The organism is Streptomyces sp. CB02058 (assembly GCF_001905505.1).
In the GTDB taxonomy this organism is placed as follows: Bacteria; Actinomycetota; Actinomycetes; order Streptomycetales; family Streptomycetaceae; genus Streptomyces.
Genome location: NZ_LIPG01000001.1, coordinates 521,589 through 544,893 on the forward strand (window position 1 = coordinate 521,589; position 23,305 = coordinate 544,893).

Consider the following 23,305-nt stretch of genomic DNA (forward strand, 5'->3'; position numbering starts at 1 on the left):
CCTGGGACGGTGCGCACGGCTGTGCGAGAAGTGACGCCGCAGGCTAGCAGCCCGCGCCGACACAGCCCACCGGAATCCGGCGGGCACCGCCCGGGGCCGCGCTACAGCCGGTGGGCGGCGCCCGCAGGGGTGGCGCCCCGGGTGTCCAGGAGGAGCTGGGCCTTCACCGCGAGGCCCTGGAGGTCGTACGTCCGGTGGTGCTGCAGAAGCACTGTCAGGTCGGCCCCGGCGGCGGCCTCGTACAGCGAGTCGGCGCGCGGCACCGGTACGTCGCGCACGCGCCAGTCCAGGACGAGCGGGTCGTGGTAGCCGATCTGGGCGCCCATGTCCATCAGCCGGGTGGCGATCTCACGGGCGGGGGAAGCCTCCTGGTCGGCGAGGTCCGGCTTGTAGGTGACGCCGAGCAGCAGGACCCGGGCCCCGCGCACGGACTTGCCGTGCTCGTTGAGCAGGGTCGCGCAGCGCTGGATGACATAGCTGGGCATCCGGTCATTGATCTCCTTGGCGAGCGAGACCATGCGCAACGGGTGGCCGGGCGTACGGCTGTTGTACGGAAAGTAGCCGGGGTCCACCGGGGCTCCGTGGCCGCCGACACCGGGCCCGGGACGGAAGGGCTCGAAGCCGAAGGGCTTGGTCTCGGCGCACCTGATGACGTCCCAGAGGTCCACCCCGAGGTCGTGGCAGAGCACCGCCATCTCGTTGACCAGTGCGATGTTGACGTGCCGGAAGTTGGTTTCGAGGACCTTCGTCATCTCCGCCTCGCGCGGTCCCCGGGCCCGTACGACCTTGTCCGTGAGCCGTCCGTAGAAGGCCGCGGCCGACTCGGTGCACGCGGGGGTGAGGCCGCCGATGACCTTGGGGGTGTTGCCGTAGACGTGGGTGCGGTTGCCGGGGTCGAGGCGGCCGGGGGAGTGGGCGAGGTGGAAGTCGCGTCCGGCGCGGAGTCCGGATCCCTCCTCCAGCAGGGGGCGTACGACGTTCTCGGTGGTGCCGGGCGGCACGGCCGATTCGACCAGGACGGTGGTGTGCGGCCGCAGCCTGGCGGCGAGGGCCCGGGCGGCTTCGGTGACGGCGCCGAGGTCGAGGGTGCGGTCAGGCCCCAGCGGGGTGGGGGCGCAGATCGCGGCGGTGCGGACCCGGCCCAGCTCGGCGGGATCGGCGGTGGGCCGGAAGCCTCCCGCGACCATCCTGCGGATGTCGGAGGCGCTGAGAGATCCCTCGACCGGCGTACGGCCCGCGGAGAGCTCGGCGAAGGGGCGTGGATCGGTGTCGTAGCCGACGGTCTGGATTCCCGCGCCGACGGCTGCTTGGGCGAGGGGCAGGCCGAGGTGACCGAGTCCGATGACAGCAAGGTCTGCCGGCATGTGGGCCGTCCTTTCCCAAAGACCAAGAAGGCAGAAAGCGCAACCGCTGGGGACAGCGCAATGTCAGACTAGGCTTAAATATGACCTATATGTCGCATTCTGTGACTCTTGTGGGGCGGGTGTTGTCCACAGGCAGTGGCTGAAGTCGTGCACCGCGGACAGAATCGAGGGGTGGGCACGGGCGCCCGGCCGCTCGGCCGGTCCCCGCTCCCGTGCCGTACCACCCACCCCGATGCACCGGGATTACCGGGAGGCAGCAGTGAGGACAGCGACACTGGGACCCGCGGAGCGCACCGAGGCGCTGGCCGCGATGGCCGAGCGCGAACTGGACGTGCTGGTCGTGGGAGCGGGCGTGGTCGGCGCCGGGACCGCGCTGGACGCGGCCACCAGAGGACTCTCCACCGGGCTCGTCGAGGCGCGCGACTGGGCCTCGGGGACGTCCAGCAGGTCCAGCAAGCTGATCCACGGCGGGCTGCGCTATCTGGAGATGCTGGACTTCGCGCTCGTCCGGGAGGCGCTGAAGGAGCGCGGGCTGCTGCTGGAGCGGCTGGCTCCGCACCTCGTCAAGCCCGTCCCCTTCCTCTATCCGCTGCAGCACAAGGGCTGGGAGCGGCTGTACGCCGGCTCGGGCGTCGCGCTGTACGACGCGATGTCGGTGTCCTCGGGCCACGGCCGGGGCCTGCCCGTGCACCGGCACCTCTCCCGCCGCCACGCCCTGCGGGTCGCCCCCGCCCTGAAGAAGGACGCCCTGGTGGGCGCTCTCCAGTACTACGACGCCCAGATGGACGACGCGCGCTACGTGGCGACCCTGGTGCGCACGGCCGCGGGGTACGGCGCCCAGGTGGCGAACCGCGCGCGGGTCACCGGCTTCCTGCGGGAGGGCGAGAGGGTCGTCGGGGCGCGGGTGCGGGACGTCGAGGGCGGCGGGGAGTACGAGATCAGGGCCAAGCAGGTGGTGAACGCGACCGGGGTGTGGACGGACGACACCCAGGCGCTGATCGGTGAGCGCGGGCAGTTCCATGTCCGGGCGTCGAAGGGCATCCACCTCGTCGTGCCCAAGGACCGCATCCACTCCTCGACCGGGCTCATCCTGCGGACCGAGAAGTCCGTGCTCTTCGTGATCCCGTGGGGGCGGCACTGGATCATCGGCACGACGGACACCGACTGGGATCTCGACAAGGCCCACCCGGCGGCCTCCAGCGCGGACATCGACTATCTGCTCGAACACGTCAACTCGGTGCTGAACACCCCGCTGGGCAGGGATGACGTCGAGGGCGTCTACGCCGGCCTGCGGCCCCTGCTGGCCGGGGAGTCGGACGCCACCAGCAAGCTCTCGCGCGAGCACACGGTGGCCCATCCGGCACCGGGGCTCGTCGTCGTCGCGGGAGGGAAGTACACGACGTACCGGGTGATGGCGAAGGACGCGGTGGACGAGGCGGTGCACGCGCTGGACCAGCGGGTGGCGGCCTGCGTCACGGAGGACATCCCGCTGCTGGGCGCCGAGGGCTACCGCGCCCTGTGGAACGCACGCGCCAGGATCGCGGCCAGGACAGGGCTGCACGTGGCCCGGGTGGAGCATCTGCTCAACCGCTACGGCTCGATGACGGAGGAACTCCTCGATCTCGTCCAGGGCGACGCCTCGCTGGGCGAGCCGCTGGCCGGGGCCGAGGACTATCTCCGTGCCGAGGTCGTCTACGCGGCCTCGCACGAGGGCGCCCGTCACCTCGACGACGTCCTGACGCGGCGCACCCGCATCTCCATCGAGACCTTCGACCGCGGCACCCGCTGCGCCCGCGAGTGCGCGGATCTGATGGCGCCGGTGCTCGGCTGGGACACGGACCAGGTCGAGCGGGAGGTGGAGCACTACCGCAAGCGCGTGGAGGCGGAGCGGGAGTCGCAGCGGCAGCCGGACGACCTCACGGCGGACGCGGCACGGCTGGGGGCGCCGGACATCGTGCCGATCTGAGCACCCGCCGGGCGACGGTCGCGCGGGGCGGGCCCGGACGGGCGCCCGCCCCGTACGGGCCCGCCCCGGAAGGGATGTTGGAAGGGCGGAGCCCGTCGGGCCGCACGGCGCGCAGGCCCTCCGGCGTGTCCGCGAGGCGGCTGCCGGCGCGCGGCTCTCGACGGCGGGCGGGGGACGCAGGACGATGCGGGGAGCGGGATGTGGTTCGCTGGGGCGGGCCCGCGCTTCGCCGCGCGGGCGGAGCCGGAGCGTACGGATGGCGGAAGGCGCCCTGGACATCGGCGCGGCGGGGGGCCGTTCCCCCGGGCCGTGTCATGGCCGTCCCTGGACCCGGCACCATGACCGGTCCCGGGGTGAGGGACAATGGACGCTCTGCCAGGGCGGGTTGATCGCAGAGGGGACGCATGTCGGAGGCGGAGCAGGCGCAGGAGCCCCAACGGGACAAGGACGGACGTCTCCTCGCGGGGCGGTACCGCCTTGGGGAGGTGCTCGGCCGGGGCGGCATGGGCACGGTCTGGCGTGCCGCCGACGAGACGCTGGGGCGTACAGTCGCGGTGAAGGAACTCCGGTTCCCGTCCTCCATCGACGAGGACGAGAAGCGGCGTCTGATCACGCGGACTCTGCGCGAGGCGAAGGCCATCGCGAGGATCCGCAACACCAGCGCGGTGACGGTCTACGACGTGGTCGACGAGGACGACCGGCCGTGGATCGTCATGGAACTCATCGAGGGCAAGTCGCTCGCCGAGGTGATCCGCGAGGACGGAACGCTGACACCGAGGCGCGCGGCGGAGGTCGGACTCGCCATCCTCGACGTGCTGCGCTCGGCGCACCGCGAGGGCATCCTCCACCGTGACGTGAAGCCGTCCAACGTGCTCATCTCCGAGGACGGCCGTGTCGTCCTGACCGACTTCGGGATCGCCCAGGTCGAGGGCGACCCCTCCGTCACCTCGACCGGCATGCTGGTCGGTGCCCCCTCCTACATCTCGCCCGAGCGCGCACGCGGGCACAAGCCGGGCCCGCCCGCCGACCTGTGGTCGCTCGGCGGGCTGCTGTACGCGAGCGTCGAGGGCCGCCCGCCGTACGACAAGGGCTCGGCCATCGCCACGCTGACCGCCGTGATGACGGAGCCGGTCGAACCGCCGGTCCACGCGGGCCCGCTGGAGGAGGTCATCTACGGCCTGCTCGCCAGGGATCCCGACCAGCGCCTCGACGACGCCGGTGCGCGGGTCCTGCTCAACGCGGTGATCAACGCTCCGGAGAAGCCCGTCCCGCCCCCCGCCGACGCCACCCAGGTCATGGCGCTGCCCACGGTCGACGACTCACCGGGCGGCAGGAGCGGCACGTCCGGCCGGAGCGACGCGAGGAACGGCAAGAAGAAGGCCGGCGCCGCTGCGGCGGCCGGGCTCGCCGCCTCCGCGGGCGGTACGGCACACGGTTCGGGCAACCCGGCCGCCGGCGGCTCCGCATCGGGGACCCCGGCCTCCGGTTCCCCCGCCGCGTCCGCGGGGCAGGGCGCCGCGGCCGGCGCCGCCGGTGCGGTCTCCGGCGCCGTCTCCGGTGCCGTGGACAGCACCCGGGAGCGGCTGCGCGGCGCGCTGCGGTCCGTGCGCAACGCGAAGACCCCGGCGGCCGGTACGCAGGTGCAGGCCGCCGGGACGGCCACCACCTCGGTCTCCGGTCCTGCCGCACCGTCACGCCCCGCGGGTGAGCCCGCCAGGACCACCGCGTCGATCACCGATGTCGTGCCGCGCCGCACGCTGGCCGTCATCGCGGCCGTGGTCGTGCTCGCCGTGCTCGGCACGGTGCTGGCGCTCACCCTCGGCGACGACAGCGCGGGCGACGAGAGCGGCGGGGCCAAGGGCGGCACCACGGCATCGGCCGGCACGACCGCCGGGGGAGACGCCGCGGCGGACACCGGCGGCGGCTCGGGCAAGGACAAGGAAAGCGGGACGGAGAAGGGCGGCGAGACCGGCCAGGGCGAGGACAAGGGCGAGGCGAGCACCGAGCCCTCGGCTTCGGCGGCCGAGACCGGCGAACCGGACCCCGACGCGCTTCCCGCGGGGTACAGGACCGTCACGAACAAGCAGTTCCACTTCTCCGTCGCGATGCCCGAGAAGTTCACGTTCGACGCCATAGCGGGCCGGAACTCGGGCGCGATCTACAACGCCGACGGCGGCTTCCCCCGCATCCAGATCGACTACAACGCCTCCCCGAAGGACGACGCGGCAGCCGCCTGGGCGGGTGCCGTCGCGGCCACCAGGAGCCTCAGCAACGGCTACAAGCACATCGGGATACGGAAGGTCGAGTACAACGGCTACCCGACCGTCGCCGACTGGGAGTTCACACGCGTCCAGCAGGGTACGAGGGTCAGGGTGCTCAACCGGGGCTTCAAGGCCGACGCCACCCACGGCTACTCGATCATGATCAGCTGCAAGGCCGACGAATGGGACGGCGACGCGTGCCGGACGCTGCGGGAGACGGCGTTCGCCACCTTCGAGCCCACCGACTGACCTGCACGGGGCCCGTGCGGGCGGCCGGGCCGTGGACGGGTTGTGGCCGGTTGTCGTGACCCGGCCGCGCGGCCGGGACTTGCCACGTATTGTGAGAGGCCGAGGACCGTACGCAGCCGCAATGATGGGTCAATTGCACAGTAAGTGACCGCAATTGATGGATTCATGCGGTCTTCATGACCGGGGGAACAGCGCGCTCTGGGGAGGCGTCGTGGACGACTACGCGGGTCGGGTGCTTGCCGACCGCTACCGCCTTCCGCTGCCCCCGTCCGATGCGTACGAACTGGTCGAGACCCGGGCGTTCGACACGTACAGCGGGCAGGAAGTCCTCGTCCGGCAGGTGCCGTTGCCGGAGGTCGTGGACGCGGAGGTGCTGGACGCCGACGGTCTGCCCTCGGCGTCCAGGCGTGCTTCCGGGCGTACGGTGCGCAGGTCCACGGACCCCGCCGTCCGCCGGGCGATCGAGGCGGCGCAGGCGGCGGCTCAGGTGCCCGACCATCCGCGCCTGGACCAGGTCTTCGACGTGTTCGCGGAGGCGGGATCGCTCTGGATAGTGAGCGAGCTGGTCGCCGCCCGGCCGCTCGCCGCGCTCCTCGCCGAGCGCCCGCTCAACCCCTACCGCGCCGCCGAGATCGGCTCCGACGTCCTCACGGCGCTGCGGGTCCTGCACGCGCACGGCTGGACGCACCGCAACATCACGGTCCGCACGGTGCTGGTCTGCGACGACGGCCGGGTCGTGCTGACCGGGCTCGCGGCGGGGGCGGCCGAGGAAGCGCTGTGCGGCTATGTCCCCGTACCGCAGCCGGAGGAGGAGGCCTACGGACCGCCCGCGGTGGAGTCGGGCCCCACCGGCCCGTACGAGCCGCCGGCTGTGGAGTCGGGCCCCACCGGTCCGTACGAGCCGCCGGCGGTGGAGCCGGGGCCCGCTCCGTATGCCGTGGAGTCCGGCCCGGCCGAGCCGTTCGAGCTGCCCGCCGCCGAGCCGGGGTCCGCGCCGGAACCGCCGTCCGGTCAGGACGCGTTCAGTGTGCCGCCGTCCGGTCAGGACGCGTTCCGTGTGCCGCCCGCCGGTCAGGACGCCTTCCGGGTCCCGCCGTCAGGCCAGGACGCCTTCCGTGTGCCGTCGTCCGGGCACGAATCGTTCCGGGCCCCCGGCGCCCCGCCCGCCCAGGACGGCCCCGGCGCGCCCGACGCCCTGCCCGCGCCCAGGGCGTCCACCGACGGCGTGCCGGCCCCCGGCACCCGCGCCGAGGTCGAGCTGTCGCCCCCGGCGGCGCTGCCCGTGGCGCAGCCCGGAGCGAGCAGCGCCGCTCAGCTGCGCGCCGCCAGGGCCGGGGCCATCGCCGCCTACCGCGCGGGAGCCCGCGCGGCCGCTCGCGCGGGTGAGGACCGCAGGCGCGCGGAAGCGGACGAGCGCGAGGCGGGCACGTCCGCCGCGGAGCAGGAGCACGAAGCGGGCGCGGACGAGCAGGAGGAGCCCGCCGCTCCGCCCGTCCCCGGTCCCCCTCAGCTGACCGGCGCCTGGGGCCGCGCCGCCGAGGGCCCCAGGCCGTACGGCTACGACGACGAGGACGACGAGGACGACGACGAGGACCCGGGCGGCCCGCCGCCTCCCGGCCGCCGTGTCCATCTCGCGGGCACCTGGGGCGACGGCCCAGGCTCCGGCCGTCCTGTGCCCGCCGGCGGCTCCGGCCCCGGCCGCTCCGGTGAGGACGCGCTGCGCGCCGACGCCCGGCGTCTCGGCAGCGGGTCCGTGGAGCGCGGGGACCGGCTGCCGCAGCCCGTTCCGGCCGGCCGGCCCGCGGGCGGATGGGACGAGGTCGTCGCGGGCAGGGGCACCACGCCCGCCTACCGCGGCCCCGCCACCCCCCTCGCCGCCGAACGCGCGCGGCAGGCACGTATCGCCGTCGTCGGCGCCGTCACCGAGCGGTGGGCGCCGGAGCAGGCGGGCCCGGTCCACGACAACTGGCAGCTGGCCCCGCCCATAGGCCCCTCCACCGACCTGTGGGCGCTCGGCGCCCTGCTCTACCGCGCGGTGCAGGGCCATGCCCCGTATCCCGAGGAGAGCGCCGCGGAGCTCGTCCAGATGGTCTGCGGCGAGCCGCCCGCCTTCGCGGAGGAGTGCGGCCCGCTGCGCCCGGTCGTCGAGTCGCTGCTGCGCCAGGACCCCACCGAACGACCCGACTTCGAGGAGCTGCGCGGCTGGCTGCGCTCCCTCGTGCGCTCGGCCCCCGAGCCCGAGGCGGGCACCGACATCGTCGAGATGCCGCCCGCCGACGCCACCCGCCTGCCGATCGTGCGCCGCCGGGGCGAGCTCGTGCGCCGCCGCCGGGGCCGCGGCGCCGCGCACGGCCGGCACCGCCAGGGGAAGCCTCAGCGGCAGGAGAGGCGCCAGGAGACGCGCCAGGAGAAGCGGCAGGCGTACGAGAAGCCGCCGCGCGCACCCCGCGAACCCAAGGGCCCCAAGGTCCTGCGCGAGCCGGCACCCGGCCGCAGGGCGCCGCGGCGGCTCGGCAGGCTGCTGCTGGTACTGATCCTGCTGGCGATGGCCGCGGCGATCACCTACGCCGTGATGTTCATGCCCAAGGCGGGTTCGGAGACGGGCTCCGGAGCGGCGCCCGCGGACTCCGCGGCGCCCACGGACCCGAAGCCCGGCGACGGCGCGTCCACCGGGGCGTCGCCGTCCTCGAAGGAGCCGGAGTCCTCGGGGTCGACCCAGAAGCCGCAGACCAGCCGGTCCGCGGTCGCTCTTCCGGCCGGCTACAAGCTCCGCAAGGACGCGGAGGGCTTCGAGATCGGTGTGCCCGAGGACTGGCAGCGCAGCCCGGCCAACGCGGACCGTCAGATCCGCTACGGCAGCGACGGGTTCAGTGTGCTCATCGTGCCCGGACGCGACACCGTCAAGGCCCATGGCAACGACCCGCTGGACTACCAGCGGACCGGTGAGCCCGAGCTGAAGGCCTTCCGGGAGTCCAGCTGGGCCACCTCCACGGGCGTCCGTCGCGTCGACGTCGGCAAACAGGCCATGGCCGAGGGGCAGTTCACCTGGCAGGAGAGCGGCGGCCGTCAGGTGTACGTCCGCAACCTGGTGATGATCGTGGACGGCAGGTACCACATCGTGCAGGTCATCGGTCCGGAGAACGATCGGGACAAGGTCTCCGACATCTACGAACAGGCCATCTCCTCGTACAGACCGGGCTCCTGACGGGTCGGCGGCGGTACGCGACAAGCATCACAGTGCGGTCTCGTGAGCGGTGCGAGGTTACGTCGCGCCGCCTCCCGTCCGTAACCTGTCGTCCCAAGGAACGGGGCGAGGACACACGTGGACAACGGGCAGGGTACGGACGCGGGGATCGTGCTGGCCGGGCGGTACCGGCTGGGTGACGTCCTGGGCCGGGGCGGCATGGGCAAGGTGTGGCGCGCCCATGACGAAGTGCTGCACCGGACCGTCGCCGTCAAGGAGTTGACCGCGGGACTGTACGCCGCCGAGGCGGACCGGGCCGTGCTCCACGCCCGTACGAAGAAGGAGGCACGGGCGGCGGCGCGGATCACCCACCCCGGTGTCGTCACCGTCCATGACGTCATCGAGTACGACAACCGGCCCTGGATCGTCATGCAGTACGTCGACGGGCCCTCGCTCGCCGACGCGACGAAGGAGTCCGGCGAGATCGAGCCCCGTGAGGCCGCCAGGATCGGGCTCCATGTGCTGGGTGCCCTGCGCGCCGCCCACGGAGCCGGGGTGCTGCACCGCGATGTGAAGCCGGCCAACGTGCTGCTCGCCCGTGACGGGCAGGTGCTGCTGACCGACTTCGGGATCGCCGCCATCGAGGGCGACTCCACCATCACCAGGACGGGCGAACTGGTCGGCTCCATCGACTATCTGGCGCCCGAGCGGGTACGCGGCGGCGACCCCGGCCCCGCTTCCGACCTCTGGTCGCTGGGCGCCACGCTCTACACGGCGGTCGAGGGCAGCTCGCCCTTCCGCCGGACGTCACCCATCTCGACCATGCAGGCCGTCGTCACCGAGGAGCCGCCCCCGCCGCAGCGCGGCGGCGCGCTGGCGCCCGTGATCACCGCGCTGCTGCGCAAGGACCCCGAGGACCGCCCGACGGCCGAAGAGGCCGAGCGCATGCTGCTGGACGCGATGGAGGGGCGCAGACCCCGGGCCGCGCAGGCGCACGTACCGACGCAGCGGATCTCCGACGAGGACCTGCGCGCCTTCTCCACTCCGGAGGGTTCGACGGCCAGGCTCGCCCAGCCGGCGCCCGAGCGGCCGCCCGCGCCCCCGTACACCTCCGGGTCCACGGCCCGGCGCGGCGGGAACCGATGGCGAACCGTCCTGCTGGTGGTCGTCGTGGCCGCGCTGATCGGCGCGGGGGCCGGGCTCGTCGCGATGAAGTACGGGGACAGCAGCGTGAGCACGGCCGGCGGCGCGGAGGACCAGGCCACCGACGGCCCGGCGCCCTCCCCCTCCTCGTCCGCGGACTCGTCGAAGAGCCCGGAGCCCTCGGAATCCGGCGGATCGGTGGCCTCCACGGAGATACCCGACGGCTGGAACCGGGTCCAGGACCCCGAGGGCTTCAGCCTCCTCGTCCCCGACGGCTGGGTGCGGCAGACGGAGAACGGCCAGATCGACTACACCCCGGACGGCGGAGCGCACCGCATCCGGATCAGCCTCGACCCGGAGCCCGACTTCGACAGCGCCTACGCGCACACCCAGAGCATCGAGAAGGACCTGGCCGTACGCCTGCCGGGCTACGAGCGCCTCTCCATGGAACCGAACGTCTACCGCGACCGCCCCGGCTCCCTCTGGGAGTTCACCTGGGTGGAGTCCAAGGACCATCCGGGCCAGCGCTACGGCATCGACCAGATGTATTTCGCCGAGGAGGGCGGCCCCGAGTACGCGCTCTACATGACGGGCCCCGAGGAGGACTGGGACGAGAGCCTGGAGCGCTTCGAGACGATGCTGCGGAGCTGGCAGCCGCCCCGGAACGAGGGCTGAGCGCCCTCGCGGCGCGGCTCCGCCCGCACGGGGCGCGCGCGTGGCCGAAGATTCACGATTCCTGACGTCCGAGGCCCGGATGCGCGGCGCATCGCTCCTGATCAGCGGATATGCCGCCAGTGATCACTGGCTGTATGGCCGGACGGGGTACGTGTCTCTGGCGGGGTCTGTGAAAACCTGTTACCCACGGGTACCCAAAGTGAGCGGCTGGACATACTCTCGCCCTCATGACGGACTCGCAGGCCTCCACGAACACCTCCGCCGCCCCCGGCGCCCGCGTCGGCACCAACCCGGTGGCCGCGGCCCCCGCGGGCGCGCGCACCGCAGCCGACGTGGTGACGCCCGAGGTGGTCGCCCAGCTGACCCGTGATGTCGTCGGCTCCGGCCGCACGGCCAACCACAGCCCCTTCACCGGGGAGAAGCTGGCCGACCTGCCGGAGTCCACCCCCGAGGACGTCGAGACCGCCTTCGACCGGGCCCGTGCCGCCCAGCCCGTCTGGGCCGCGATACCCGTCCGGGCCAGGGCCGCCGTGCTGCTCCGCTTCCACGACCTGGTGCTCCAGCGCCAGTCCGAGGTCCTCGACCTCATCCAGCTGGAGACCGGCAAGGCCAGGCTGCACGCCCACGAGGAGGTGCAGGCCGTCGCCGTCGCGGCCCGCCACTACGGGCGCAAGGCCGCCTCGTATCTGAAGCCGAAGCGGCACACCGGGGTCGTCCCGACCCTCACCAAGGTCACCGAACTGCGCCAGCCGCGCGGGGTCATCGGCCAGATCGCCCCCTGGAACTACCCGCTCGAACTCTCCGTCGGCGACGCGCTGCCCGCCTTCGTCTCCGGCAACGCCGTCGTGATGAAGCCGGACACGGAGACCGCGCTCACCGCGCTGTGGGCCCGTGACCTGCTGATCGAGGCAGGGCTGCCCGCCGAGGTCTTCCAGATCGTCCTGGGCGAGGGCCCCGTCGTCGGTCCCGCGGTCGTCAGCCGCGCCGACTACGTCTCCTTCACCGGCTCCACCCGCACCGGCCGCGAGGTCGCCCAGGGAGCCGCCGCCCGGCTCGTCGGCGTGTCCCTCGAACTCGGCGGGAAGAACGCCATGCTCGTCCTGGAGGACGCCGACGTGGAGAAGGCCGCCGCTGGTGCCGTCCGCGCCTGCTTCTCCTCCGCCGGACAGCTCTGCATCTCCATCGAGCGGCTGTACGTCCACGAGTCCGTCGCCGACGCCTTCGTGGAGCGCTTCGCCGCCCGCACGAAGGCGATGCGGCTCGGCAACTCCCTCGCCTACGGGGCCGACATGGGCTCCCTCGTCGGCGAGCGGCAGCTGGAGACCGTCAGCCGGCACGTGGCCGAGGCCGTCGAGAAGGGCGCCACGCTCGTCGCGGGCGGCGTCGCCCGCCCCGACATCGGCCCGCTCTTCTACGAGCCGACCATCCTGGACGGCGTCGAGGCACCCATGGCGGTGTGCGGCGAGGAGACCTTCGGCCCCGTCGTCTCGATCTACCGCTTCAGCGACGACGACGAGGCGGTCTCCCTCGCCAACGCCACCCCGTACGGCCTCAACTCCAGTGTCTGGACGAAGAACTCCGGACGCGGCCACCGCGTCGCCGCGCGGCTGCGGACCGGCACCGTCAACATCAACGAGGGCTACGCACCCGCGTACGGGAGCGTCCAGTCGCCCATGGGCGGCATGAAGGACTCCGGTCTCGGCCGGAGGCACGGCTCCGAGGGCATCCTCAAGTACACCGAGGCGCAGACGGTCGCCCAGCAGCGGCTGATCCCCCTCGCCCCGGCCTTCGGGATGGACGACGAGAAGTACGCGGCCTTCATGAGCCGCAGCCTCAAGGCGATGAAGGCCTTCCGGCTGCGCTGAGCACCACCTCAGCGCCCCCCATCTGTCCTTTTCGTACCGAGGAGAGCCATGTCCCAGGACAGCCCTGCCCAGAATCAGGCCGTACCTGCCGCTCCGGCGACGGACGACGACGCGTACGACTACGACGTCCTCGTCGTCGGATCGGGCTTCGGCGGCGCGGTCACGGCCCTGCGGCTGAGCGAGAAGGGATACCGGGTCGGCGTCCTGGAGGCGGGGCGGCGGTTCACACGGGAGACGCTCCCCAGGAACTCCTGGGACATCAAGAACTACCTGTGGGCGCCCGCCCTCGGTCTGTTCGGCATCCAGCGCGTGCATCTGCTGGGCAAGGTGATGGTGCTGGCGGGAGCCGGGGTCGGCGGGGGCTCCCTCAACTACGCCAACACGCTGTACGTGCCGCCCGCGCCGTTCTTCGAGGACGCCCAGTGGGCCGGGATCACCGACTGGAAGGCCGAGCTCGCGCCGTACTACGACCAGGCGAAGCGGATGCTCGGGGTGCGGCTCAACCCGACCGTGACCCCGGCGGACGTCCACCTCAAGGCCGTCGCCGAGTCCATGGGTGTCGGCGACAGCTTCCACCTCGCACCGGTCGGCGTGTTCTTCGGCGACGGCCAGGACGCCGACGGCGTGGCCCGGACGAAGCCCGGGGGAGAGGTCGCCGACCCCTACTTCGGCGGTGCGGGCCCCGCCCGCAAGGCCTGTTCCGAGTGCGGCGAATGCATGACGGGCTGCCGCCACGGCGCGAAGAACACGCTCAACGAGAACTACCTCTACCTCGCCGAGAAGGCCGGCGCCGTCATCCACCCGATGACCTCCGTCGTCGCGGTCGCCGAGGACGGGGACGGCGGCCACCGCGTGTCGACCGTGCCGACGAACCGGCGGCGCAAGGCGGCGCCGTCCGTGCTGCGGGCCCGGAAGGTCGTCATCGCGGCGGGGACGTACGGCACGCAGACCCTGCTGCACACGATGAAGGACGAAGGGCTGCTGCCCGGCCTCTCGCCCCGGCTCGGTGAGCTGACCCGCACCAACTCCGAGGGCCTGGTGGGCGCGCAGACCAGCGACCGCCGCTACCGCAGGAAGCACGGCACCGCCAGGGCCGACTTCACCCGGGGCGTCGCCATCACCTCGTCGATCCACCCCGACGAGAACACCCACATCGAGCCGGTGCGCTACGGCAAGGGCTCCAACGCGATGGGCGCGCTGACCATCCTCCAGGTGCCCTACAGCACGCACCGGGTGCTGAGCTGGTTCGGCAACGTGGCCAGGCACCCGCTGCTGACCCTGCGGTCCCTGTCGAACAGGCGCTGGTCGGAGCGGACCATCATCGGCCTCGTCATGCAGTCGCTGGACAACTCGCTGACCGCGTACCGCAAGCCCGGCGGCGTCGGCAAGGGACTGCTCACCGCCCGGCAGGGCCACGGCTCGCCCAACCCGACCCAGATAGCCGAGGCCACCCAGGGCGCCACCCTGCTCGCCCAGGAGATCAACGGCTTCGCGGGCTCCAACATCGGGGAGCTGATGGGCACCCCGCTCACCGCGCACTTCCTGGGCGGCTGCCCGATCGGGGCGGGCCCGGACAAGGGGGTCATCGACCCGTACCACCGGCTGTACGGACACCCCGGCATCTCCGTGGTCGACGGCGCCGCGGTCTCCGCCAACCTCGGCGTCAACCCGTCGCTGACCATCACGGCGCAGGCGGAGCGGGCGATGTCCTTCTGGCCCAACAAGGGCGAGGAGGACCCGCGCCCGGCCCAGGACGCGGCCTACGAATGGCTCGCGGCCGTGGCGCCCAAGGCACCCGCGGTGCCGGAGGAGGCGTTCGGCGCGCTGAAGCTGCCGTTCCTGGGGATGCCGGTGGTCCCGCCGAGGAAGGCCGCGTCCGAGGCCTGAGCCGGACCGGGGCGTCCGTGGGAACGAAGCCGTGACCGGGGCGCCCGTAGGAACGAAGCCGTGACCGGGGCGCCCGTACGAACGCCAAGGGGCTGCACCCCCCTCCGAGTGCAGCCCCTTCACGTACCTACCGGTGACGCGCCTTACGCGGCGGCGTCACCGTTCTTGCGGCGCCGCACGATGAACATCGCGCCGGCACCCAGAACCACGGCCGCGCCGCCCGCGAGGGCGAACACCGGGGTGCTGGAGGACGAACCGGTCTCGGCCAGGCTGCCGGTCACCTTGGCGGTGTCGCCGGTCGGCGGGGTGGTGGGGACGGGGACCTTGCCGCCCTCCTGGGGCTTCGTGCCGTCCTCGGCGCCGGCCTTCACGATCTGGAACTTGTAGGCGACGTCCGTGAAGCACGGAACGGCCTCGAGCTCCTCACCGAAGACGAGCCCGCCGCCGAGGCTGAAGCCGGCGCCGATCGGGGCGCTCGCCTCGACCTTGAGGCGCAGGTCGATGTCGACCTCGTAGCCCGGCTTGATCTCGTCCGTCTCGCCGACATAACCGGACGAGGTGCCCAGCTCGTCCAGGTCCTCCCAGGTGCCGTCGTTGAGTGCCTGGAGGCGGACCTGCTTGGAGGTGAAGAGCTGCTCGCCGGCCTTGTCGGCGGCGGCGCCCGCGAAGAACGCCACGTTCTTCACGGTCTTCTCGGAGTCGTTGTAGACGTTGAAGGTGAAGCGGTCCCAGCCGCTGCCCCGGGCGATCTTGCCGGAGAGGCCGTTGATGGAGAGCTCCAGGGGCTGGGGCTCGCACTCGCCGAGGTCCTCGCCGTCCTCGCCCTCGTCGTCGGTCTCGGACGGGGTGGGCGTCGGGGTCGGGGACGCGGTCTCCGTCTCGGTCTCGGTCGGGGTCGGGGACGCGGTCTCCGTCTCCGTCTCGGTCGGGGTCGGGGACGCGGTCTCCGTCTCCTCGGCCGTCTCCGTGGGCTCCGGCGTCACCGTCGGGGACGCCGTCTCCGACTCGGTCTCGGTCGGAGTGGGCGAGACGGTCTCGGTCGTCGTGGTCTCGGTGTCGGCGAACGCGGCCGGCGCCGAGAGCAGCACGACGGGACCTATGACGGCGGTGGCGGCAGCGAGTGCCAGGGTGCGGCGGAGCTTCATATGGGGCCTCAGCAGGTCCGTGGGTACCGCGCTGGCTGCGGTACGGCCGAAAGATGAGCGGATCTCCGTCGTGGGGTACGGACGAGCCGGTGGTGTTCGCCATGCATGACCTGTGAACCGGGGCAACGGTTGTCCCGCGTTTCACAGAATCTTTATGTGGCGCTCGCCACATCCGGCCGCCGTACCCAATCCGTGATCTTGACTCGCGCAACTCTTCGCGCCGCTCTGCGGTCGAACCCGTACCGAGTCACAGCAGTCACACAGCTCCGTCGATCCCCAGAGGTTCGCGATGACACGCCTTTCCCCGAGAACCGCGCCGCGCCGTACGGCAGGCGGACTCGCCGTCGCGGGGCTGCTGGCCGCCGGCTCGCTCGCCCTCGGCGCCCCGGCGCGGGCGGACGGTCCCGTCCTCACGATCGGCGGCCCCGCGGACACGGCCCTGCACCCGTATCCGGAGAGCGGCTCCCCGCGGAAGACCTCGCTGGGCCTGACCGTCAGCAACCCGGACGGCGACGAGGAGGGTGCCGGCCACGAGGGCGAGGTGACGTACACCGTCGACCTCAGCGGCGTCGCGGGCATCGCCGACGTCACCGTCGCCGAGGACACCGGCGCGGACTGCGAGGTCACGGGTGCCACCGCCGTCTGCCACGACGACGGTGTCCGCCCCGGGCTCAGCGGCATCGCGGACCTCGGCCTCAGCGCCGCCGAGGGCAGCGCGGACGGCGCGTCGGGCACGATCCGGGTGACCGGCGCGTCGGAGGGGGCCACCTTCGCCCCCTTCACCACGAAGGTCACCGTCGGCGGACCCGACCTGGTCATGAAGCGGATCGCCTTCGAGGAGCAGATGAGGCCCGGCGACGTACAGCCGGCCCCGGTCACCTTCGGCAACAAGGGGACGACGGCCGCCGACGGCGTGCTGCTGACCCTGATGTACACCCGCGGCCTGGAGATACCCGAGCGGTACGCCAACTGCGCGTACGACGGCAAGGCGGGGGAGGAGCCCCAGGACGGCTTCGCCTGGTCCACCGCCCTCTGCTCCGTCGAGGGCTCCTTCGAGCCGGGCGCCACCTACACGCTCGCGGTGCCGCTCTCGGTCGAGGCCACCGAGCGCGCGTACCACGACACGTTCGTCTACCGCATCCACGAGGACGGCGCCGCGCAGCGCCCGGCGCAGCGGGCAGGGGCGCCCTTCACCCGGGGCACGGGCCCGGAGCTCACCCTGAAGAAGGTCACCTCCGCCGCCCGGGGCCTGGACCTGGAGCCGGGGGACAACCAGCAGGAGGCCGACTTCCGCACGGAGAACACGGCCGGCTTCAGGGCGTACGGTGCCGAGGCCGAGGGCGCCGAGGGTGAGACCGTGACGGCCGAGGTCGGCTTCCGCAACGAGGGCCCCGCCTGGATCGGCAACCTCCGCTCCGGCGATCCCGTGGCCGCACTCGACGTCACCGTGCCCGAGGGCGCGGTGGTCACCGGGAAGCCGGACTCCTGCCGGGGCGTGACGGCGGCCGGCGGCCACCGCGAGGAACAGCTCGGCGCGCCGCGCTACGTCTGCGACTCCTCGACGACCGTGCGGGACGGCGCGGACATCGCGCTGCCCTTCGAGCTGAGGATCGAGGAGTTCGTCCCGGACGCCTCGGGCGCCGTCACCGTCCGGAACACCCGGCCGGGCGACCTGGCCCTGCCCTTCGACCCGGACAGCTCCGACAACACCGCCCGGCTCGTGCTCAACGCGGCGGACCCCGGCTCCGAGGACGACGGCGGTACCTCGGACGGCGCCACCGGCGGCACGCAGGGCGTGGCGGGCGGTCCGGGCTCCGCGTCCTCGGGCACCCCGGGTGCCGCGTCCGCGTCGGGCGCGGACGCCACGGGTACGACGGGCACGTCCGGCTCCGCGTCGACGGACACCGGGGGCCTCGCCTCCACGGGGTCGGTCGCGCTGACGGCCGCGGGGGCCGCGGTGATCGCCCTGGCCGCCGGAGGCGTGCTGTACGCGACGGCCAGGCGCCGCGCCGAGCGGGTCTGACGCCCGCCGTACGAAAGTCCGAGGGCGGCCGGTCCCGGGCGTCCCCGGGGCCGGCCGCACATGGGTGACCGGGCTGCTGTCCCCTGCCGACCGGTCACACGCGCCGGAACGCGGTCCCACGACGTACCAGCGATACGTCACACGTTCCGGCGGAGCCACGCGTGGATTCCTACCGATGCTGCCGCCCCTGGCTGGCACGGACACCTGGACCAACGAAGCCCTCGGACGCCCGGTCACGCGCCGTACGGGTGAGACCTGGCCCGAACGCGGGTGCGCCCGTGCACCCTTCCCGCACGCGGCACCCGGCCGGGCGGCGTTCCCGTACGTCACGCCTGCCCGTGCTCCTCGCCCGTACGTCACACCCGGCCGCGCGACAGCTCCAGCAGTGTCATGGCGAGTGCCGTGCCCGGCCTGCCCAGGGCGTCGCTGTAGTGGGCGAGTACGTCCATCTCCCGGGAGAGGTTCACCCGGCGGCCGCCGGACGTGATCCTCGCCTCCTGGATGACCGCCGACACGGCCATCCGTTCCTGGACGAGGCCGATGATCCGGTCGTCCAGGGCGTCGATCCGGGTCCGGGCGTCACCGATCAGGGAGGCGGCCTCGTCGGTGTGCGCGCCGGTCCGCTCGGCGGCGGTCTTCGTGGGTGCGGTGCTGGTCATCCGTGACTCCTGGGGGCTGCGGGCCCCGGAGCGACAGGCCCGGAACGCCAGAACGCCCCGGGCCTGTCGGCCCGGGGCGCCTTGGAGAAGTTGCTTGTCAGTTGCTCAAGCAGCACGACCATGGCAGCCGGCGGGCCGGGTGCCATAGGTAAAGACGAAGGTCGTGTGCTGACGCATGGGGCAAGTATGGACCCCGCCCCACGCCCGGTCCACGCCGGGCCCGGATGGTGAGACGGGAGCCCGGCGGGGCGCCGCTCCACGGCCGGTAGAATTGGGAGGACCGACCCCTCTTCACCGCCGGAAGGCCGCCCCGTGCCAGCAGCACCCCCCGCCGCCGCCGACATCACCACCGACGTGGTCCTCGTCGTCGACTTCGGCGCCCAGTACGCCCAGCTCATCGCCCGCCGCGTCCGTGAGGCCCGGGTCTACAGCGAGATCGTCCCGTCCACGATGCCGGTGGCCGAGATGCTGGCCAAGAACCCCCGGGCGATCATCCTCTCCGGCGGCCCGTCCTCGGTGTACGCGGAGGGCGCGCCCAGCCTCGACCGTTCGCTGTTCGAGGCCGGCGTCCCGGTCTTCGGCATGTGCTACGGCTTCCAGCTGATGGCGACCACCCTCGGCGGCACGGTCGACGACAACGGCGCACGCGAGTACGGCCGCACCCCGCTCGCCGTCTCCAAGGCAGGCTCCACCCTCTTCGAGGGCACGCCCACCGAGCAGTCGGTCTGGATGTCGCACGGCGACGCCTGCTCCGCCGCCCCCGAGGGCTTCACCGTCACCGCGTCCACGGACGTCGTGCCGGTCGCCGCCTTCGAGAACGACGAGAAGAAGCTCTACGGCGTCCAGTACCACCCGGAGGTCATGCACTCGACCTACGGCCAGCAGGTCCTGGAGCACTTCCTCTACCGGGGCGCGGGCATCGAGCCGACCTGGACGACCACCAACGTCGTCGAGGAGCAGGTCGCCCTCATCCGCGAGCAGGTCGGCGACAAGCGCGCCATCTGCGGTCTCTCCGGCGGCGTGGACTCCGCGGTCGCCGCGGCCCTCGTGCAGAAGGCCATCGGTTCCCAGCTCACCTGCGTGTACGTCGACCACGGTCTGATGCGCAAGGGCGAGACCGAGCAGGTCGAGAAGGACTTCGTCGCCGCGACCGGCGCGAAGCTGGTGGTCGTCGACGCCGAGAAGCGCTTCCTCGACGCCCTGGCGGGTGTGTCCGACCCGGAGCAGAAGCGGAAGATCATCGGACGCGAGTTCATCCGCGTCTTCGAGCAGGCGCAGCTGGAGATCCTCCAGGAGGACGGCCCCGAGGTCGCCTTCCTCGTGCAGGGCACCCTCTACCCGGACGTCGTCGAGTCCGGTGGCGGCACCGGCACCGCCAACATCAAGTCCCACCACAACGTGGGCGGCCTCCCCGACGACATCGAGTTCCAGCTCGTCGAGCCGCTGCGCCAGCTGTTCAAGGACGAGGTCCGGATGGTCGGCCAGGAGCTCGGCCTGCCGGAGGAGATCGTCCAGCGCCAGCCGTTCCCCGGCCCCGGCCTCGGTATCCGCATCGTTGGCGACGTCACCAAGGAGCGGCTCGACCTGCTCCGCGAGGCCGACGCCATCGCCCGCGAGGAGCTGACCGCCGCCGGCCTGGACCGCGACATCTGGCAGTGCCCCGTGGTCCTCCTCGCGGACGTCCGCAGCGTCGGTGTCCAGGGCGACGGCCGCACCTACGGCCACCCGATCGTGCTGCGCCCGGTCTCCTCCGAGGACGCCATGACGGCCGACTGGTCGCGCCTGCCGTACGAGACGCTGGCCAAGATCTCGACCCGCATCACCAACGAGGTCGCCGACGTCAACCGCGTGGTGCTCGACGTGACGAGCAAGCCGCCGGGGACGATCGAGTGGGAGTGACCCCAGCTCCCTGAGGTCAATGCCGATGCCGTCGCTCATTCGTTTGGGCGGCGGCATCGTCGTATCCGCTGGGTACGCTGAGTGAAGAGACGAGACTTCGGCGTATGGGAGTAATCATGAGCGCCGCACCCGAGCCCAGGCTCGAGCAGCAGCAGCCGTACCGGTGGCCCGTCCCGCCGGAAGGTGGCTGGACCGCGGACGACCTCGACCGAATTCCGGGCCTCCCGCCCCACACCGAGCTGATCGACGGGAGTCTCGTCTTCATGAGTCCGCAGACCGCCTTTCACGGGCGGGCCATGCGTCTGTTCGAGAACGCGCTTCTGGACCAGGCGCCGGCTCACCTGGACGTGTTGCGCGAGATGACGATCAAGCTGGACGAGAAGAACAGGCCCGAGCCGGACGTGCTCGTGTTCCCCGTCGAGGCGAACACGGGCCACCGCCAGACCTGGTTCCGGCCCGAGGACATCGTGCTGGCCGTCGAGGTGGTCTCGGACGACTCGGTGGAACGCGATCGCGACGTCAAGCCCCGGAAGTACGCCGCCGCCGGCGTACGGCACTTCTGGCGGGTGGAGGCGGACGACGAAGGGCTGCCGATCGTGTACGTGTACGAACTCGACCCCGCGCTGGAGGTCTACGTACCCACCGGCATCCACCGCGACAAGCTCACGCTGACTGTCCCGTTCCCGCTGGACGTCGACCTGACGGCGATCAACCGACGGCGATAAAGGCATGGCCCGCCGCGGAGCCGCCGTGCCAAGCTGCGGCGCATGTCCGCCGAAGAAGTACGCGCCCTCATGTCCGCCCCGGGCAACGACCGCCTCACCTGGAACACCCCGCTGTCCGAGGAGCACGCCGCCCAGCTGATCACGGCCTGCGCGCCCGAACCCGGCGCCCGGATCGCCGACTTCGGGAGCGGCTGGGGCGAACTGCTCATGCGGCTCGTCGAAGCGGCCCCCGGATCCACCGGGGACGGCATCGAGACCGACCCGGAAGCCGTCGCGCGCGGCCTGCGGCTGGCGGAGGAGCGGGGGCTCACCGGCCGGGTCCGCTTCCACGGGACCCCGGCCGCCGGACACACGGAGGACGGCTACGACCTCGCCGTCTGCATCGGTTCCTCGCACGCCTGGCCCGGCGGGACCCCTGACGCGCTGAAGGCCCTGCGGGCAGCGGTGCGGCCCGGTGGGCGGGTGCTGTTCGGCGACGGCTTCTGGGAGCGCGAACCCTCGTCCGCCGCTCTGGAGGGGCTGGGCGCCGTGCCCGAGGACTTCGGCTCGCTGCTGGAGCTGATCCGGCGGTCGGAGGCGGCCGGCTTCAGGCCGCTCCAGGTCACCGTGGCCGACCAGCGCGAGTGGGACCTCTTCGAGTCGGCCGCCAACATCGGCCGGGGCGAGCGCTGGGCCCTGGCCCACCCGGAGCATCCGCTGCACCCCGCGGTGACCGAGGCCGTCGACCAACGCCGCACCGGCTACTACGGCGGATACCGGGGGACGCTGGGCCTCGCCTACCTCGTACTCGCCGGCTGACAATCGCACATCCGTACACCTGGCGGCCCCGAGCCGCCCCGATGCGGGGCGGAGCCACCCCGTACGGCACAATTCGCAGGAATCAGAGGCGAGTTGGTTGTACCGGGGCGGGAAAGGGCGGCGTTCTCCGTGGCGTTGGACGAGGCGAGGGCGAAGAGTGCGCACGGCGGCAGCTGTACGTGCGGTGACTGCCCGCACGGAGCACGCGAAGGGCACCGGCGCGCGGTGGCGGCCTTCCTCGCCAAGCGGGACGAACTCGCCGCGGGCCAGGGACTTCCCGCAGGCGTCGCACAGTCCGCCTCGGCGTCCCGGCAGTGGGTGTCGGACGAGCTGACCGAGTCCGCCCGCGCGGTCGCCGAGCACAGCCGTGAGGCCGGTGACGCCTGGCTCCACACGCTCTGGGTGCGCACCCTCGTGGTCGTCTGGGGCGGCGTCGCCCTGCTGGTCATCGGCGAGGCCGTCACCGCCATCGGCGCCGGCTGGTCCACCGCCCGCACCGCCGGCCTGGTGGCCGGCCTCGTCACCGCGGGCCTGCTGACCGGCGCCGCCCGCTTCCACCGGGCCCGCGGCGGCCTCCTCGCCCCGCTGATCGGGGAGGACAACCGGCTCTCCACCTCGCGCACCGTCGCCGCCTCCTGGGTGCTGCTCGCCGTCTTCGCGGTGCTCGTCCTCGCGCTGCAACTGGCAGGCGCCTCCGACCACGCCGACCGGGACGAACTGATCGAGGGGCTGGACCTGGTCCGCTCCGCCGGAGTGCTGACCGTGCTCGCGCTGGTGTGCGCCGTCGCCGTCCTCGTGCGCCGGGTGGTGACCGTGCGCGTGCTTGCCCAGCGGCTGCAGAAGCTGCGCGCCGACCGGCCCCGGGCCGCCGATCTGCTGACCGACGACTCCGGGCGCGGCAGCTTCACCGATGTGCAGTACGTCCTGATCAACGCCGTCGCCGTGCTGTTCTCGGCGGTCCGGCTGGCCCGTCGTCCCGAACAGCTGCCCGATCTTCCGTGGGGCCTGGCGGTGCTGGTCGCCGTCTCGGCGGCGACGTACTTCGCCGGCAAGTACGCGGAGGGCGGCCGTCCGGTCGTCCTGTCGGTCGTACGGGCCAGGGAGGCCGGGGACCTGGACGCCCCGATCCGTACCGGCGACGACATCGAGATCCGTGGCGCCGGGTTCGTGCCGCCGGGCGCGGGCAGCCCCGACCGCCTGGCGCGGGTCGTCGTCAGGATCGGCCGGGTGCACGTCCACGTCCCCCTGATCCCGGTCAACGGGGGCTTCGCCAATCCCTCGGACACCGTGCTCACTGTGCCGGTGCCCGTCGAGGTCGAACCCGGCACCGTCGAGGTCCAGGTGGTCACCGCCGCGGGCGTGGAGACGAATTCGTGCCTCATCGACGTCACGGACTGACCCGCACACCTGGTGAGCGGCGCCGCACTGACGTACGTATGGTCTGACGAAGGGCCAACGGAAG

The 23,305-nt window shown here is 72.7% G+C and carries 14 protein-coding genes; 11 read left to right on the forward strand and 3 right to left on the reverse strand.

The features are described 5' to 3' along the window. Window positions 1–101: 101 nt before the first annotated feature. Window positions 102–1,364, reverse strand: coding sequence for a nucleotide sugar dehydrogenase (locus tag AMK10_RS02620; RefSeq protein WP_073744333.1), 1,263 nt, complete (start codon window positions 1,362–1,364; stop codon window positions 102–104). Between the two features lie 259 nt (window positions 1,365–1,623). Here AMK10_RS02620 and AMK10_RS02625 point away from each other — a divergent pair, with 259 nt between their 5' ends. From AMK10_RS02625 to AMK10_RS02650, 6 genes are all read left to right on the forward strand, one after another. After that, window positions 1,624–3,330 carry a glycerol-3-phosphate dehydrogenase/oxidase gene (locus AMK10_RS02625; RefSeq protein ID WP_073744335.1) on the forward strand — a complete coding sequence of 569 codons (1,707 nt, stop codon included), beginning with the start codon at window positions 1,624–1,626 and terminating at the stop codon, window positions 3,328–3,330. Window positions 3,331–3,734: 404 nt separating this feature from the next. Continuing rightward, the gene (locus AMK10_RS02630; protein WP_073744337.1) at window positions 3,735–5,840 is read left to right on the forward strand and encodes a serine/threonine-protein kinase; all 2,106 of its coding nucleotides are present in this window, start codon (window positions 3,735–3,737) and stop codon (window positions 5,838–5,840) included. 211 nt (window positions 5,841–6,051) lie between these two features. Further along, complete coding sequence (locus tag AMK10_RS02635) at window positions 6,052–9,045, forward strand: protein kinase (protein WP_073744339.1); 2,994 nt, start codon at window positions 6,052–6,054, stop codon at window positions 9,043–9,045. Window positions 9,046–9,162: 117 nt separating this feature from the next. Next, window positions 9,163–10,842: a serine/threonine-protein kinase gene (locus tag AMK10_RS02640; RefSeq protein WP_073744341.1), complete on the forward strand. Its 1,680-nt coding sequence runs from the start codon at window positions 9,163–9,165 to the stop codon at window positions 10,840–10,842. A 227-nt stretch (window positions 10,843–11,069) separates the two neighbouring features. After that, complete coding sequence (locus AMK10_RS02645) at window positions 11,070–12,707, forward strand: succinic semialdehyde dehydrogenase (protein ID WP_073744343.1); 1,638 nt, start codon at window positions 11,070–11,072, stop codon at window positions 12,705–12,707. 48 nt (window positions 12,708–12,755) lie between these two features. Next, on the forward strand, window positions 12,756–14,594 hold the full coding sequence (locus tag AMK10_RS02650; protein ID WP_073744345.1) for a GMC family oxidoreductase: 1,839 nt from the start codon (window positions 12,756–12,758) through the stop codon (window positions 14,592–14,594). A gap of 143 nt (window positions 14,595–14,737) precedes the next feature. Here AMK10_RS02650 and AMK10_RS02655 read toward each other — a convergent pair whose 3' ends face one another. After that, window positions 14,738–15,739, reverse strand: coding sequence for an LAETG motif-containing sortase-dependent surface protein (locus tag AMK10_RS02655; RefSeq protein ID WP_073744347.1), 1,002 nt, complete (start codon window positions 15,737–15,739; stop codon window positions 14,738–14,740). 289 nt (window positions 15,740–16,028) lie between these two features. Here AMK10_RS02655 and AMK10_RS02660 point away from each other — a divergent pair, with 289 nt between their 5' ends. After that, a complete protein-coding gene (locus tag AMK10_RS02660; RefSeq protein WP_073744349.1) occupies window positions 16,029–17,762 on the forward strand; it encodes a peptidase in 1,734 nt (577 codons plus the stop codon). Between the two features lie 356 nt (window positions 17,763–18,118). Here the strand turns inward: AMK10_RS02660 and AMK10_RS02665 are convergent, their stop codons facing one another. Then, entirely contained in the window at window positions 18,119–18,421 is a 303-nt protein-coding gene (locus AMK10_RS02665) for a chorismate mutase (RefSeq protein ID WP_073744351.1), read from the reverse strand. Between the two features lie 312 nt (window positions 18,422–18,733). Between AMK10_RS02665 and guaA the strand changes: the two genes are divergently transcribed. The 4 genes from guaA (at window position 18,734) to AMK10_RS02685 (ending at window position 23,241) form a co-directional block, all read left to right on the forward strand. Further along, window positions 18,734–20,320: a glutamine-hydrolyzing GMP synthase gene (gene guaA / locus AMK10_RS02670; RefSeq protein ID WP_073744354.1), complete on the forward strand. Its 1,587-nt coding sequence runs from the start codon at window positions 18,734–18,736 to the stop codon at window positions 20,318–20,320. Window positions 20,321–20,436: 116 nt separating this feature from the next. Beyond that, entirely contained in the window at window positions 20,437–21,045 is a 609-nt protein-coding gene (locus AMK10_RS02675; protein ID WP_073744356.1) for a Uma2 family endonuclease, read from the forward strand. A gap of 42 nt (window positions 21,046–21,087) precedes the next feature. Then, window positions 21,088–21,843, forward strand: coding sequence for an SAM-dependent methyltransferase (locus AMK10_RS02680; protein WP_073744358.1), 756 nt, complete (start codon window positions 21,088–21,090; stop codon window positions 21,841–21,843). Window positions 21,844–21,972: 129 nt separating this feature from the next. Continuing rightward, on the forward strand, window positions 21,973–23,241 hold the full coding sequence (locus tag AMK10_RS02685) for a hypothetical protein (RefSeq protein WP_073744360.1): 1,269 nt from the start codon (window positions 21,973–21,975) through the stop codon (window positions 23,239–23,241). Window positions 23,242–23,305: the final 64 nt, after the last annotated feature.

Excerpts from the sequence above, each read along its gene's own strand:
- AMK10_RS02620 (WP_073744333.1), bottom strand. The coding sequence starts at position 1,364 with ATGCCGGCAGACCTTGCTGTCATCGGACTCGGTCACCTCGGCCTGCCC.
- AMK10_RS02630 (WP_073744337.1), top strand. The coding sequence starts at position 3,735 with ATGTCGGAGGCGGAGCAGGCGCAGGAGCCCCAACGGGACAAGGACGGA.
- AMK10_RS02645 (WP_073744343.1), top strand. The coding sequence starts at position 11,070 with ATGACGGACTCGCAGGCCTCCACGAACACCTCCGCCGCCCCCGGCGCC.
- AMK10_RS02650 (WP_073744345.1), top strand. The coding sequence starts at position 12,756 with ATGTCCCAGGACAGCCCTGCCCAGAATCAGGCCGTACCTGCCGCTCCG.
- AMK10_RS02655 (WP_073744347.1), bottom strand. The coding sequence starts at position 15,739 with ATGAAGCTCCGCCGCACCCTGGCACTCGCTGCCGCCACCGCCGTCATA.
- AMK10_RS02660 (WP_073744349.1), top strand. The coding sequence starts at position 16,029 with ATGACACGCCTTTCCCCGAGAACCGCGCCGCGCCGTACGGCAGGCGGA.
- AMK10_RS02665 (WP_073744351.1), bottom strand. The coding sequence starts at position 18,421 with ATGACCAGCACCGCACCCACGAAGACCGCCGCCGAGCGGACCGGCGCG.
- AMK10_RS02675 (WP_073744356.1), top strand. The coding sequence starts at position 20,437 with ATGAGCGCCGCACCCGAGCCCAGGCTCGAGCAGCAGCAGCCGTACCGG.
- AMK10_RS02680 (WP_073744358.1), top strand. The coding sequence starts at position 21,088 with ATGTCCGCCGAAGAAGTACGCGCCCTCATGTCCGCCCCGGGCAACGAC.